General features: G+C 66.1%; 1 protein-coding gene. It reads left to right on the top strand.

What is annotated here, in order from left to right; all coding sequences use genetic code 11:
* Window positions 1-55 precede the first annotated feature (55 nt).
* Window positions 56-16,759 carry a leukotoxin LktA family filamentous adhesin gene (locus ACNJYA_RS25035; RefSeq protein WP_439400890.1) on the top strand — a complete coding sequence of 5,568 codons (16,704 nt, stop codon included), beginning with the start codon at window positions 56-58 and terminating at the stop codon, window positions 16,757-16,759.
* The last annotated feature ends 11 nt before the right edge of the window (window positions 16,760-16,770 follow it).

Genomic DNA, 16,770 nt, shown 5'->3' with positions numbered 1-16,770 from the left:
GACATTCTCCCACCCGGTCGTGGATCGGCGCCAATGCCGATGAAGAGGATCTGAAATGCGCGGGCTATCTGCGAGGCGAGACACTGACGAACGGGGCCTGCGCGGACTTGCGCAGTTCCGCTCGATGTCGCTGCTCTGCGCGATGCAGATGGTCTTCCTGCCGGTGTACAGCGTCCGCGTTCAGGCGCAGACCGCGAACGTCATCGTTCCCGACGGACGGACTGGAACCAGCCTTCAGACCTCCGGCAGCGTCACCAATGTCACGACGTCGACGGTCTCGGGCAACAATGCCTTCAACTCGTTCTCGCAGTTCAGCGTCGGGCAGGGCAACACCGTCAATCTGCAACTGCCGACCGGCACGCAAAACCTCGTCAACATCGTTCGCGACGCGCCAGTCTACATCAACGGCACGCTGAATTCCTACATGAACGGCGCGATCGGCGGTAACGTCTACTTCGCCGATCCCAAGGGGTTCGTGGTCGGCCGCAGCGGCGTGGTCAATGTCGGCAGCCTCAACGTCTCGACGCCGACGCGCGAGTTCACCGACAGCCTGATCGGTCCCGGAGGCGCGATCAACGGCACGGCCGTCGGTAATCTGATGGCTGGCTCGTTCCCGGTCTCGCCGGATGGCAACATCCGCATCTACGGCCGGATCAACGCTCAGGACGGCGTGCGCCTGACCGGGCAGAACGTCTATGTTGGCGGCGCCAGCCAGCGCGACATCGCCAATCTCGACCATGCCGCCAAGTTCGCGGCCTCGGTCAACTCCAAGGGCCTGCGCAGCGCCAGCGCCATCACGGTGAGCAACGGCTCGATCCATATCGGTGCCGTCAACAACGCCAGGGTCAACGGCCGGCTGACCGCGCGCAGCAAGACCACGATGCCGAGCAACATCACGGTGCAGGCCGGCAACAACATCGATATCGGCAGGAACGCCAGGCTGAATATCGCGAGCAAGTCCGGCGATGCCGGCGAGATCCGCCTGAAGGCGGCGCAGAACCTGACCGTGGCGGGCGGGGCCAGGTTCAACGCCAGCGCGAAGACGGGCAATGCGGGCCTGGTCGATTTCAGCGCGAACGGCATCATCGATGTCGGCCGCGGCGTTTCCGTCAACCTTACCGCGCCGAACGGCAAGGCCGGCACGCTGCTGTTCGACCCGATCGACCTGGTGGTCGGCGACGCCAGCCAGGGCGACACCGGCGTGACCCTGTCGAACAGCTCGATCGCGAACGCGCTGGCCGGGCTCAGTGCCGGCGCCGACTACCTCATCCAGGCGGACAATTCGATCACGCTTGCCGCGCATGCGGTGATCGACGCCCGCCGGCTCGATAGCTCCGGCCATTCGACCGGGAACGCCAACAACGTCATCATCGACGCGCCGAACATAGAGATCAGGAATGGCGCGCAGATCCTGGCCCAGTCGGTCAATTTCGGCGGGACCACCTATACCGACGGCAATGTGACGCTGAGAGCAACGGCGAGCGATATCAAGCTGTCCGGCCAGGCCACCGCGGCGACCGCGATCATTGTCGACGGCAAGATCACCGGGGGCACCGTCTCGATCACCGCGACCTCGACCGCCGTATCGAGTTTCCTCGACGGTTCGCCAGTCGGGGCCCTGGCGCTCGTCGGCTCGACGCTTGCCGGCTCGCTGCTGGGCCTCAATGGCGGCTATGTCGCCGCAAGCGCCACCGCGACCATCAACATCAACAGCCATGCCGACATCAACGGCCGTGGCGATGTCACCATTTCAGCGCATGCATCGGAAACCGCCTCGGACCCGGCGATCGCGTCCACCTTGCTCGGCAGCCTCACGCCGGTTGCGGCCGGCGTGGTCGTCGGCAAGATCGACGGCATCGCCACGACCAACGTCGCCTCGGGTGCGACGATCAATGCCGGCGGCAACCTCGAGATCAAGGCGCTGAACGACGCCACCATCGCCGTCTCTGCCCTCGCGGCATCGACGAGCGCGCAGATCGTCCCGACGGTGGCCTATTCCAAGGGATCGGTGACGACGGTCGCGAACGTCGAGAGCGGCGCGCATATCGCAGCCGGCACGGTGAACACGAGCGGCAGCACGCTGAAGGTGCGCGCGATCAACAACAATTCCTTCTCGACCAGCGCAACGTCGGTTGCGGCACCCGGATTAGGGGCGAGCGGCGCCGTCGGCGGTGCGTTCGCCATCAGCGACATCACGACGTCAGTGACCGCGACGCTCGGCGCATCGCTCGGAACCGATACCGCCAACCGGATGAACGGTTCCGTTCTGGTCGAGGCGACGTCCGACACGACCAGCAATTCCACGATGGCGTCGTCCATCGCCGGCCTGCCGGCGCTGATCGCGGCGATCGAGAGAGGATTGCGCGCCGTCACCGCGCCGACGTCGATCATCCAGGACCACATGTCCTCGCTGGTGCCGCTGAACTTCAATTTCAAGGCCGCAGGTGCGCTCTCGCTGGCCAACAGCACCCAGAGCGCGACCGCTGCGATCGCGCAGAATCCGAGCGGCGGCGCGCCGAGCATCTATGCCAGCGGCAACGTCGCCGTCGCCAGCAACGTCATCGATCGCGGCGTTCGCAGCAATGCGACGGCCAGCGCGATCACCAAGGACGTGGTGTCCGGCGAGAGCACGGCCATCAGCGCGGCGGTCGCCTGGGGCAATTTCACCCACAATTCGAACGCCTATGTCGGCAGCGGTACGCTGATCAACGCGGCGAACATCGCCGTCGATGCCACCACTGAACAGCCCATCACCAACACCTGGCTGAAATGGGATGGGTTAGGTGCGACTCTGAGCCACCTCAACGGCAGTCTAGGCGTCGGCGGCAACATTCTGACCAGCTACGCCAATGCGACGGCGGACGCCGGCGACACGATCGGCATCGCCGGTTCGCTGAACCATTTCGTCGTGAACAACAACACGACGGCGTGGGTCGCAGGTAGCGCCAGTTTGACGGCGACCTGCACGAGCGCGACCTGCGGCAGCAGCTGGGCGGCCGGGATGGACAATGGTGACGTCCACACCTACAACGCCAGCATCCAGGTGGCGGCAACCACGACCACGGCGTCGATCGACGCTGCCGGCAATGTCGGCACGCTCGGCTTCCTGACCGGCAACACCTCGGGCGGCTCCTCTGTCGGCGGTGCGCTCAATCTCGTCCAGTTCAACACCAACACCATTGCCGGCGTTTCGGACCGCGCGACGCTCCGGGCGGCGGACGATATCGCCGTCAACGCGATCACCTCTGACCAGTTCGTCGCCGTTGCGCCGTCGTCCGGCAAGGCCGCGGGCGCGCTGGCGCTGAACGGCATTACCTCGCTCGGCTTCCTGAACAACACGACGCATGCGTCGATCTCGAGCCAGGCCACCGTCTATGCTCCGACCGTGGGCATCCTGGCGCAGCAGGATCTGTCGGTGGTGACACTGTCCGGGGCGATGAGCCGGAATGGAGGCGGCGGCTCCGCAGTCGGATTGTCGGTGGCTTATCTCGGAGCCAATACCGACACCGCCGCCTATATCGGCGACAACCATTCCGACATCCGCCCAGGCGTGTTCAGCTTCAACGATCCGTTCGCCGGCACGAGCGGCGGGAGCGGCGCGGTCAATGTCGACAATCTCACGATCAGCGCCACCACCTCGGGGCGCATCACCGCGGCTGCCGTCGCGGCATCGATCTCCGAGCCGGCCGCATCCAGCTTCTCCGACAAGGCGGGCGCCGCCGGAGCCGGGGCGACCGGAGGGGCCGCCGGCGTTACGACGGCCGCGAGCAAGATCGGCTCGACGTCGGGATCGAGCACCGACGGCTTCAGCATCGATCTCGCCGGAAGCTCCTCGGTGAGCGACGTCTCGCTCGGCACCAGCGCCTATATTAGGAACACGACGGTCAACAAGTACACCACGGCCACCGCTGTCACGACCAATACGATCGTCCAGGCGCTCAACGACACCATTCTCAGCAACGGTTCGGGCTCTGCGGCGCTCAACCTGGCCGGAGCGTCCGCTCAGGGCGCTGCGATCGGCGGCGCCATCGCGGCGGCGATGTCCAACAATACGACGCTCGCCTATATCTACGGCACCACCGTGAACAACCAGAGTTCGGTGACGGTGCAGGCGCTCAACGGCGGCTCGGAAACCGTCGTCGCCATCGGCGTTGCGGGATCGAAATCCAACGCGGCCTCGCTGTCGGCTTCCGTCGGCATCATCACCGACAGTGCCAACGCCTATATCGAGAGCTCGACGATCACGGGGCAGTCCTCCGGCGTCAACCGCGCGCTCGAGGTCGATGCTTACCAGACCACGAACGTCGCGATCGGTGGCGGCTCGCTCTATATATCGGGCGGCCAGGCCGGCGTGGGCATCGGGCTGACCTATGCTTCGATCGGCGATCCCACCGGCGGAAACGCGTCCGACGCGCATATCCGCAGCAGCTCGATCTCGAACTACGACACCCTGCTGGTGATGGCCGACAGCGCCAGCGTGATTGCGGCCGGTGCGGCGTCGGGCGGGGCGGGATCCAACGGGCTTGCCGGCGCGGTCGTGGTCAGCGAGATCACGCCGACCACGACGGCCTATATCAGTAGCGGCGCGACGGTGAACATCAACGTCGGCCGCGTGACGGTGCTGGCGGACAGCGGCGCCGTGTCGGCGCTGGATACGGCGCTCGGCAACCTCGTCAAGAAGTCGAACAACAATCTTCTCGCCTCGGATACCTGCACGGTCGCCGGCGGCACGGGCGGGCAGAATTGCATCGACTTCAGCGCGGCTGCGCTCAACGACGGCACGGGCAACGGTCCGGGCGCCAGCATCGTTTCCGTTGCGGGCCTGATCCAGGCCGGCAAGAACAATGTCGGCGCCTCGATCGTCTACAACACGATCGCAACGACGCATTCGGCCTCCATCGCCAACGTCCTGATGACGGCCGGCAGCAACGGCACTGTCAGCGTGAGCGCGGTCGATTCCTCGAAGATCCAGGCGGTCACGATCGGCTTTGGTCTTGCGACCGGTCAGTTCGCGGGCGTCGGCGGCACCACGATCAGCAGCATCTCCAACACTGTTTCGGCGGCCATCGGCAACAGCCAGTCGAGCACGACGCAATCGAGCGTCACGGCCAGGAACGTGTCCGTCACCGCGACGGATAACTCCAGCATCACCGGAACCGCCGCGGTCGCGGGCGCCTCGACGCAAGGCAGCGCCGCGGGCCTGGCGCTCGTCAACAGCAGCATCGCCAACACTGTCAGCGCCGGCGTCACCGGCTCCAAGCTGACCGCCTCGGGCAACGTCGCGATCGGTGCGAACTCGAACGCCAGCATCTCGACGGTTGCCGTCGGCGTCGCGATGTCCTCGCAGGTGGGGTTGGCAGGCTCGGTCGCCACCAATCTGATGGGCACCAACGTCACCGCCAGCATCACCGCGGCCGGCACCAACGGCATCAACGGCGCCGACGTCACCGCTACCAACAATGTCGGCGTGATCGCCGGCAACAACGACAAGGCGGCCGTGTTCGCCGGCGCCTTGTCGATCAGCAAGGGTGCGGCTGGCATTGCCGGCTCGCTGGTGACCAACCAGATCACCGGGACCACGGCGGCCTATATCAGCGGGGTGAACACCAAGGTCGATGCGCTCGGAACCAGCTCGACCGACACGCTGGCGGTCAACAACGGCACGCTGGTCCATGCTTTCGATCTCGGCGCCGCCCATGCCCCGACGGACACGACACCTGATCTCTCGGAGAACCAGGACACCGCGCGCGGCCTTGCCGTCGTCGCGAGCTCGCACCAAGCCGTGGTGACCAACGTCGCCTCGCTTGCCGCGAGCAGCGGCATCGCCATCATGATCAACCCGATCACAAACGTGATGAGCGGGGCGACGAGAGCGTATATCGACAGCGCCGCCATCGACACGCGCCTGACCTCGTCGACATTGGCGCCGAAGATCGTGGTCGCCGCGTCGAGCTTCTCCTACTCCGGCGCGTTCGGCGCCGGCATCGTGCCGCCCACCGGCAATGGCGGTGGCGGCGCCACCGTCATCAGCACGACGATGTCGCGCAGCACCTTCGCCACCATCACCAATGCCACGGTCGGAGGAGTGCAGTCGTCGAGCCCGACCGTCGGTGCGGTCACGGTGAAAGCCAATGCCGAGCAGGATGCGTCCTCGATCGCGGTCGGGTTCAACACCGGCTCGGTTGGGTTGAACGTGTTCCAGGCAACGACGGAAGCCTATGTCGACGGCGGCGCGCTGACGGCGGCATCGCTGACGGTGAACGCCAACAACAACACCGGCATCTTCTCCGCGAACGGCTCGGGCGCCTATGGCAGCCAGGCCGCGATCGGCGCGGCCTTCCTGGTGCAGGTCTCCTCGAACCGGACCGAGGCCTATGTCGGCGACGAATTCGCCTATCATGGCGGCACGACACCGCACACGACCGCGCTCAACCTGAGCGGCGCGCTCGACGTCCAGGCCAAGACCAAGAACCGCTTCGAGGCCTATGCGATCGGCGGCGCGCTCTCGACGGGAACGGCCGCGATCGCTGGCATGGCGAATATCGAGATCGCCAACAACACCACCATCGCCGGCGTCTACGACACCACGCTGCAATCGGTGACCGGCGGTGCGGCCGGTGCGGTCACCATCAACGCCAACGAGGACGTGGCGATCAAGGAGATCGCCGGCGCGCTCGCGGTCGGCGCCAGCGGGGCAGGGGTCGGCGTCGGAGCCGCGGCCAACGTCATCGTCTTCAAGAGCCAGACCATCGCGGAAAGCCGCAACAGCAATCTGAATTCGTCCGGCGCGATCAACGTCAATGCGCTCAGCACCAAGGAAGTGCTGTCCTACGCCGTGACGGCCGGCATCGGCGGCAGCGTCGGCATCGGTGCGACCGTCGGTGTCATCATCATCGGCACCAATACCGCCGACCCCGATACGCAGGGGCAGCAGACCGGCCAGCTCAACCAGAATGGCAACGGCACGATCGCCGCGGTGAACGCGAGGACGAACACCGCGCAGGGCAGCAACGCCGTCGCGAGCGGGACGGCCGGCAATCCCAACAGCGCCAACGTGACGTCGACCTACAACGTCAGCAGCGTGCTCACCGGCGGCAATGACGGCGTCACCGCGCAGATCGCCGGCGGCAACGTCACGGGCACGCAGATCAATGTGGGCGCCACCAGCGCCAATGCGGCCAAGATGTACCTGCTCGGCGCCGGCTTTGCGAAAAACGTCGGCATCGGTGCCGGCATCGGCTACACCAGCGTCAACAGCAGCGTGCTCGCCAATCTGAGCGCGATCGTGTCCGCGCCGTCCGTGACGGTTGCAGCGGTCGTCAGGGATGCCAACACCGGACCTTATGCCGGCAAGACCATCGACACCGAGGCGATCGCGGGCGGCGCGGCGCTTTACTTCGGCGCCCAGGCGGCGGTGGCGTTCGGCAACGTCGCCAACACCGTGACGGCCCAGCTCGGCGGCCAGGTCACCGGCACGGGCGGCACCGGCGTCGCCGTCATGGCGCAGGACTCCACGACCCAGGTCGTCTTCACGGGCGGCGTCACTGCCGGAGCCGCGGCGGTCGGCGCCTCGGTGGCGACGGCCGGACGGTCGAGCTCGGTCGCGGCGAAGGTCCTGGACAACGCCACGGTCAATGCCTCGACGCTGGCGGTGGGCGCGGCTGGAGCCGGCACGTTGTCGACGACCGCAACGGCGCTCGGCGGCGGCATCCTCGCCGGCGTCGGCGCGGACGCTGAGGCGCACGAAAATTCGAGCGTGACCGCCGAGATCGGCACTGGTTCCTCGATCACCACGTCCGCGACGGGTGTCGGCACCCTGGTGACGGCATCGATCACGCCCAATCTGTCGAGCGAGGCAATCGGCGTCTCGGTGGGTGGCGGTGCGGTCGGCGTCGCGATCGCCCAGTCGACGGTCGGAGCCACCGTAACGGCCGATGTCGGCGACAACACCGTCTTCTCGGGCGGCGCGCTGGGCGTGACCGCGATGGCGCTCGTCCCAATCATCGGTACGCAGACCAACACCGACGGAACCACGACGACGATCTATGGCACGACGACCTACGCCAAGGCGCTCGCCGGTGGCGGCGGCTCGCTGATTGGCGCGCAGGGCAGCTTGGCGAGGGCGTCGGAAAACGCGACGGTCAGCGCCTATGGCGGAGTCGGGATCCGGCTTCCCAATGCCGACGTGGTCATCGCCGCCGAGAACGACAGCGCCCAATATGCGGAAGCGACCGGCCTTTCGACCGGGTTCCTGGCGCTGGGTGCGACCGTCGCGCAGACGTCCTCGAACGCGCACACCTACGCCTATCTCGGCGCGCCCGCGGACATGGATACCCTGAACCATGCCAACTACACCGGCATCCTTCAGATCACCGCCACGGGCAAGGATACCAACGTCTCCAACGCGACGGTCGGTGCGGGCGGCACCTACGCCGGCGCCGCGGCGGTCGCCACGACCAGCTCGACCGCGGTCACCAATGCGCGGTTCGACGGCGGTACGACCGACGACACGCTCTATTTCGGCGGCCTCAGCGTCAAGGCCACGCACACCACCAACTATGCGGCCAACGGCGACGCCTACCAGGCGTCCACGGCCGGCGTCTCCGCCGGCAAGGCGCAGAATGACGTCACCTCGACCACCACCGCCGAGATCGGAACGCATCTGATCATCAACACGGATGGCGGCGATATCGTCGTCATCTCCAACGACATCGTGAACCAGGCCGGCGGCGGCGCGCGTTCGGGCTCCGGCGGCTCGTTCTCGGGGGCGGCTGCGCTGAGCGATTCCCATGTCACCCAGACCGTCACCACCAATATCGGCGCCGGGACGATCCTGAGCCTCAACGGTGACCCGCGCACGTCGACGGGCGTGATCGACATCGAGGCCTACAACACGCTGAACACCAGGGACACGGCGAGCCTCGCCACGGCCAGCTTCTTCGCCGGCGGCGGCGCCGTGTCCAACATGACGGCGAACGCCACGCTCGCCGTCAACATCCATGCCCGGGAGCTGTTCAGCGTCGGCAAGATCTTCATCGGCACGGCTGCGAAGATGGCCGCGTCCAACAACGCCAACGCCAGTCTCTACGGCGCGATCGCCGGCGTCGGTGCCAGCACCAACACCTGGGTCCACGCCGACCAGGACGTCACCGTCGACGGCGGTACGACGATCCAGGCCTGGCGCGACATCAACATCTTCGCCGGCATGTCGGGCGACACCATCACCTTCAGCAGCATCCAGGCGACGGCGACGACGGTCGTCTACAACAACACCGCCATTCCGATCTCGACCCTCTACCGCGGCACGGCCAATGCGGGCGGCGACAGCAGCCTGACGCTGGCCGACGGCTCGCGCGTGCTCGGCGTGCGCGACATCTATCTGGGCGCGACGCAGGGGCAGGTCACCGCGTCCGGCAACGGCAGCAACTACAATCCGTACCTCGACATCTTCAGCGCCAAGAACAGCGACAACCACAGCCACACCAGCGGAACCGGCGACGTCGCGCTCAACGGCCTTGTGGTGGCGGGCATCAACAGCGACGTGCTCATCACGATCGATCTCGGTGCAAGCGCGCCGACCCTGAGCACGACGAGCCCGTACTCGTCGCTGTCATCCACGCTTGAATACGTCGCCGACGTCGATCATTTCAGCCCGGTAAAGAGCTGGAACCACCAGACGGTCCAGTACACGATCGTCGGCGGCTTCAATCCCTACCAGAACATCGTCAACCAGCTCGGCACGCTGACCGGCCTGACCGATACGCAAATCCGGACCGCGCTGGCGGCGTCGACGTCCACACATCCCGCCACAATGACGCCGTCCGGGGCCGATCCGACCGGCGACATCCAGCGTCAGATCAACGCGTTGATCCAGCAGGCGCCATATACCTCCGATGCCGGCGGCAACGCCTTTGCCTTCGGCGACATGCTGGCGTCAGCAGGCAATGTCTCGATCCTGGCGCAGAAGCTGACCGGAAACAGCCTCGCCGGTCATTCGGCGCCAGCGGTCATCGCGCGAGGCTCGCCCATGATCAAGGTCGAGAACCGCGGCCTCGATTTCATGGACTTTGCGAACCTCACGGTTACCACTGTGACCGGCGGCAACATCACCTACCGACAGATCGACCATGTCGACCCGGATTCGCACTCCAACGTGACCTTCACCGCCACGCCGAGCGCAACGCCGATCATCGACATCTCAGCGACCTACAACCGGGTCGATCCCAGCACCGGGCTTGGCGTCGACGACAACGGCAACCAGTTGACCCGCAAGCCCGACATCTACTTCGATGGCATCGTCAGCAACGAGAACGGTCTGCTCAAGATTACCAGCCAACTCGGCAGCGTCGTGGCGTCGCAGTCGCTCAATGCCGCGACCATCCAGATGGTGGCGCCAAACGGCTCGTTCATCTTCCTCGGCGGCATCGGCAGCTTCTACAATTCCAACCACGACGTCACCGCGCAATGGGCCGGCGTCCAGTACAAGCCGGCGAGCAACGACACGCTGACGGCCGTGATGGCAGCGGCGACCTTCCTCGGGGCCTATGGCGATTACGCCTACAGCCCGCATATCGGCGCGGGCGGCAATCACCCGTATTTCTACTACTGCTGCGTCGACGGCAACACGGGCGTTCAGCAAACGGCCGCCAACAGCACGGTCTTCACCGCGCGCATGCTGATGACCTATTACGACGGCCTGTCGCTCTATTCGGCGATTTTCCTGCCGACGGGTAACGGCACGCCCAACGGAGGCGGCGGCAGCGTGGGCAGCACCGCCACGCTCGCGGCGATGGAAGGGCCGACGGTCCAACCGATCGTCACCGCGCCGTGGGAGCGCAACACCTATGCCGGCCAGGGCGTCTTCAGCAACACAACCCGCGACGTGACTATTACTAACCCCGACGGTTCGACCTCGACCCGCACCTACACGTATTACTCACCGTTCAATTGTGATGGTTGCGGAACCTATTTCCAGGTCGTCAATATCCAGAATGATGTGATCACGCCGAGGACCGCGAACACCAACGCCATCACGAACTGGGCCTCAACCACGCCCTCGGGATACCAGAATCCCGCGAACGCGCCCTTCATCCTCGGACAGGCGATCATCATCTCGGCGGGTGTCATCAACGTCAACGGCCTGATCCAGAGCGGCACGAGCAGCAATTACTCGATCGACATCGGCAGCGGCGCGTTGTCCGCCATCAACGACCTCAAGGGCAACAGCGCGGCCTTCGCCCAGGCGCAGGCCAACGCGCGGAACGGCAGCTATTACGACATCACGGCCGCCGCCGCGCCGCTGGTGAGCAGCGATATCAAAATCGGAGTGCGGTACAACGCGCTGACCGACCAGATCCTCGTCAATGGCGTGGTGCAGGGCTCGGGCGGCTACGTTTATCTGAACGGCAAGATCATCTCGACCTCGACCGACGGCACGCCTCAGGGCACGATCGCAGTCAAGGGCGGTGCCGGCTCGATCACGGTCAACAATACGACCGGGCTCCAGCTCGTCACCAACACCATCAACACGGGCGTCAGCGCGCCCAGCGTGATCCAGATCGTCGATCAGCTCCAGCAGCAGACGACCTGGTACGTCTACAATCCCTCCGCTGCGGGCAGTCAGCAGGTGTCGATGTACCGGACGGCCGGCGTCAACGCGAGCGCGTACACCGGCTCGATGCTGGCCGGCATGAGCGGCACAGCGGGCATCCAGTACACCGTGAAGCCCAACATGTACTACCAGTGGGTCGACACGGCGACGCTCGATCGTCCGGTGACCAGCACGCAGTTCGACTATGGCTGGCACTACACGCCGAATCCGGCGACCGGAGAGAATTGGACGCGCACCATCAACCTGGTCGAGAACGTGATGCAGGCCACGGGCGGGGGCGGCAACACCGGCCAATTGCAGACTGCGAACTTCCAGGAAGTGGTCACGGCGACCGGCAGCTATCATAACGCTGGCTACAACACCGGGGCTGGCAAGTGCTGTGGCGCGGACGCTCATTTCGACTGGTTTCAGCAGATCTACGATCACCTGACGTTGACGCTGACCAACACGGTCAAGGCGTCGAACCCGATCAACATCCAGTTCAGCGGCGGCGGTGCGAGCACGGTCAATGTCAGCTCGAACTCCGGCATCGTCATCAACGGGCCGATCAACAATCTTTCGGGGTCGACGACGGTGATCGCCACCGGCGCCAATTCGGCCATCACGTCCGGGGCGAATGCGAACAACCCGATGATCTCGGGCAAGAACGTGACGCTGCGGGCCGATGGCGGCATTGGTTCGATCGGCGCAAACGGTGTTCCCGTCCAGGTGCAGGTCTACGGCGGCAACCTGACCGCCACCTCGATCGATCGCGACATCGCGATCGCGGCGGTCGGCTCGCTCTCGATCAACCAAGTCGCCGTCAATTCGGGCGTCTCCGGCCGCGCGCCGCAGGGCAGCGTCTTCATCTCCGCGACCGGCGACATCAACTCGGCGGCCGCTTACAACGTCGCCACCCCGGTCGTGATCGGCAAGAATGTCGAGATCAACTCCAGTGCCGGCGCGATCGGCGCGACCAGCGCCGTCGTCAACGGCGCGTCCACGCTGACCAACATCAACCCCCTGGTGATCCAGGCGACGGGCACCACGCAGACCGACGGCACCGTCGATGGCGGTGTTCTCGACAGCGCTTCGGCCACCGGCACCTACATCGTCCAGTCCAAGGGCGATCTGCGCCTCGGCACGGTGCAGTCGACCGGCGGCCCGGTCTTCCTCGAAGCCGCCGGCTCGGACGGCAACCAGGCCAGCATCCTCAACGGCCGGGCGGCGGTCGGTCTCACCCCGGCGCAGAGCCAGCATCTGCAGGGCGTCTGGGCCAGCCTTGACCTGCTCAGCGGCAACGCCGCCACCAACGCCGTCAACAGCTACCAGTCCATGGTGACCTCGGCCTACAACGACTACTTCCAGCTCAAGAACATCGCATTCCCGAACGGCAGCACCTACGCTCCGACCTCGGTGGGGCAGACGGTGCTGCGGGCGCAGGTGGCGGCCAAGCTCGGCATCGATCCCGCCAGCGTCACGGCGACGCAGATGAAGACCGAGGCCACGACGCGGTTCCTGCGGGATCAGTTCCTGCTCGGCCAGATCACGACCGACCAGCTCAGGAGCTCGCTGACGACCTTGCTCGGCAGCGCGCCCACGGATCCGCTGGGGACGCTGTTCGGCAGCTCGCTGTCGTCGACCCTGTTCACCAAGCTGTTCGAGGGCGTCTCGACGGCCGATCAGCGCATGCCGAGCAATACGGCGCTGCAGACGGCGCTGAACGCCTACAATGCGAGCTACACCTATACGCTCGCGTCGACCGAACGGGTCTACGGCATCATCACCGCCGGCTCGCAGTGGACCCAGAGCCAGCTCGCTTACACCGTGTCGTCGTCGGCCGTCGGTGCCGCGCCGCCGCCGATCGACGACAACGTCATCGCCAATGTCAGCGCCAACCAGATCATGCTCTACGCGCCGCGCGGCTCGGTCGGCAATTCGGCCGCGCCCCAGACCTTCACCTTCACCAGCGTCGATTCCTCGTCGCTGACGCCGGAGCAGAGGGGCTTGCTCGCGACGGCCGGTCCCGGCCAGCTCACCGTCGGCGCGGTCACGAATCCGACGACCCACGTCACGACCTATACGGTCAGCCTGTCGCAGCAGAACCTCGTCGTGGTCGACAATCCGATCGCGATCTCGGCCAAGGCGCTGACCAACATCTATCTCGGCAGCAAGAACAGCCTCGCGCTCGGCGGCGTCACCGCGAGCTACGGCCCGATCACGGCCGCGCAGGCCAACGGCATCGAGGTGACCGGCCGCGGCGACGTCAAGCTCGACGCCGTGAACAGCATTTCCGCCAATGCGGGCGGGGCCGTGATCTCGGGCGATATCGCCAACCTGACCCTGATCGCCGAGCGCGGCAATGTCGGCGCCCCCGGGGCCGCCGGAAGCAATCCCGCGGCCAACGCCAACGCGCTCCAGATCGCGTTTGCCGACCCTGGCAACGATCAGCTCGATCAGGTCTCGTCGGCACAGGGCATCTATGTGAGGCAGACCACCGGCGATCTCATCCTCGGCAACATCGCTGCCGGCAATGCGATCCAGCTCGCCGCGACCGGCAGCATCTACGCCGAGGCGGGCTTCACGGACCGCTCTGCGATCCACATCCTTGGCACCGACCTCGATCTGCGCGCCGGCGGCAGCATTGGCTTCAACGGGTCAACCTTCCAGCCGCTGCAGGTGAACGTCTCCGGCGCGGTGACCGGCTCGTCGGTCGGCGATCTCAGCATCCTCGCCGTGACCGGCGATCTCGCGGTCGGCACGAGCGGCCCCTATGGGGCGCTGACGGCCGGCGGTGCGCTGACGCTGAACGTGGCGCGCGGTGCGCTCACCATCAACACCAGCATCACCAGCGGCGGTCTGATGCAGCTGCTCGCCAACCGCGGCATGACCTTTGCGGCCGGCACCAGCGCGGCGCCGGTGGTTGCGACCAGCAGCTCCGATGGTGTTACGCTCGTCGCGGCGACGCTGTCGATGGGCGCCTATTCGGCCATCTACGCGGCCGGACTGATCTCGGTGACCACCACGGGCGATGCGACGATCGGCCAGCTGAACTCGTCGCTGTCCTACGCGGCAGCATCGAACGCGCCCTCGATCATCGTCACCGCCGGCGGCGTCGCCTCGCTCGGCGCGATCGTCGACAATGGCGACGGCCGGACCAAGTTCGTCGCCTCCGGCGCGGGCGCCGAGGTGTCGCTGAGCGCATCGAACGGCATCGGCAACGCGACCAGCCGGTTCATTCTCAGTGCCGCGCGGCTGTCGGCGCGTACGAGCGCCGGCGACATCTACGTCAAGGTTCTCACCGACACCGAGGCGAGCCTGTTGTCGGCAGTGAAGGGCAGCGTGGACATCATCGGCACCGGTGGCCTGACGCTCGATCAGGTGCTGGCGGGCACGGCAACCGGTGCGAGCGGCAGGTTCAGCGCGGTCGCGAACAACGGTAGCATCGTCATCGGCACCGCCTATAGCAGCGGCTCGCAGACGATCCACGCGACCCAGAATGTGACGTTCAAATCGCTCGCGGCAACCGGCAACAGCGGCGACGTCGGCAACATCAACGTCACCGCCGACAGCGGCTTCATCCTGGCGCAGACGGTGATCTCGGGCGGCGCGACCACGCTGGGCTCGGTTTCGGCCCATGGCTCGGCGACGCTGCTGGCCGCCACGACCATCACCGGCAACACGCTCGCGGCCTCGACCGGCTCGGGGCTGCTGACGGCCAACGGCGGCCCGATCGATTGGAACGCGCTCAGTGTCGGAACGACGCTGGCTGCGACGGCGAGCCAGGGCAGCATCATCTTCCAGACCGCGCAGAGCGGCGGCACGCAGACCACTCATGCCCGCGACAATGTCACCTTCAACGCACTGACGGCGACCGGCATCGCCGGCGACGTCGGCAACATCAACGTCACCGCCGACAACGGCTTCATCCTCGCGCAGACGGTGATCTCGGGCGGCGTGCCGACACAGGGTTCGGTTTCGGCCCATGGCTCGGCGCGGCTGATCGCGGCGGGCACCAATACCGGCCATAACCTCACGGCCTCGACCGGCAATGCAGTCCTCAGCGGCACGGTCGTTCACTGGGACAATCTCAATGTCGGCGGCACGCTCGACGTCACCGCGACGGCCGGAGCGATCACCGTCGGCACCGCTGTCAGCGGCCGCACGCAGACCCTGCACGCCGTGAACGACATCGTCTTCAGCCAGCTTACCACGACCGGTATCCCGGGCGATTTCGGCGACATCGACCTGCGCTCCGATACGGGTGCGATCCGCGGCGGATCGATCTCCGCCAACGGCGACACGCATTTCGTCTCGGCGGGCCCGGTCTCGCTCGACAGGATCAGCGGCAAGACCATCAAGATGACCTCGCCGGGTGACCTGACCATCGGCTGGGTCAGCGTCGTGAAGGAGCTCGACCTCGCGGCGGATACGATCAACGTCAAGGGCGAGCAGATCCGCTCGACGCCGGCAATCCCGCTGGTCATGAACATCACCGGCTATAACGGCGGCGTCGCGAAGTCCGCCGACGTCTCGATCGACCCAGACCACATCATCATCAACCAGTTCAGGGTGGTGGATGCGACCTTCTGGACCGATGCGCCGGCTGTCTCGATCCTGAACGGCTACGTGCCGGGCCAGCTCATGCTCACCACGGCCACCCAGCAGATACTCCTGAACAACCGCACGCCGGCGCCGTCCAATTGGCCGACGCTCCAGCTCTACCAGCCGGGCGGCGTGTTCACGATGAGCCAGGTCGGCAATGCCAATGTCAGCAATGCCTATGTGGTGTTCTATACCGGCGACGTCTCGGCGACGGTGACCAATTACGGGCCGAGTCACGCCTGCTGCAACGTCTTCACCGGCGCCAGCATGGTGCGCAACATCTCGGTCGACGGCGAGGGCAACCAGAACATTGAGACCTGGCTCGCCAAGAAGGACGGGGGCACATTCTACCTGCTCGGCCTCTCCGGCCAGGCGCGGCTCGACGCGCTGATGACGCCCCGGCCGGTCGAGGCGGTCGGGTCCGGCCCCGCCGTCAACATCGAAGGGCTCAGCGACATGCGCAAGCTGCGCCAGAAGGGACAGCGCGCGGGACGTCCGGGCTGGAAGGATGCGGCGATCGAAACAGTGAAGCCGGCAATCGGTCGCCTGGCGGAGGCATGGTGACGGGCTTGGGC

The organism is Bradyrhizobium sp. BLXBL-01, from assembly GCF_051853025.1.
In the GTDB taxonomy this organism is placed as follows: domain Bacteria; phylum Pseudomonadota; class Alphaproteobacteria; order Rhizobiales; family Xanthobacteraceae; genus Bradyrhizobium.
Note: the sequence above shows the minus strand (reverse complement) of the source record. Positions and strands in the feature narration are given on the sequence as shown.

Coding starts and splice junctions, on each gene's coding strand:
- ACNJYA_RS25035 (WP_439400890.1), top strand. CDS start 56: ATGCGCGGGCTATCTGCGAGGCGAGACACTGACGAACGGGGCCTGCGC.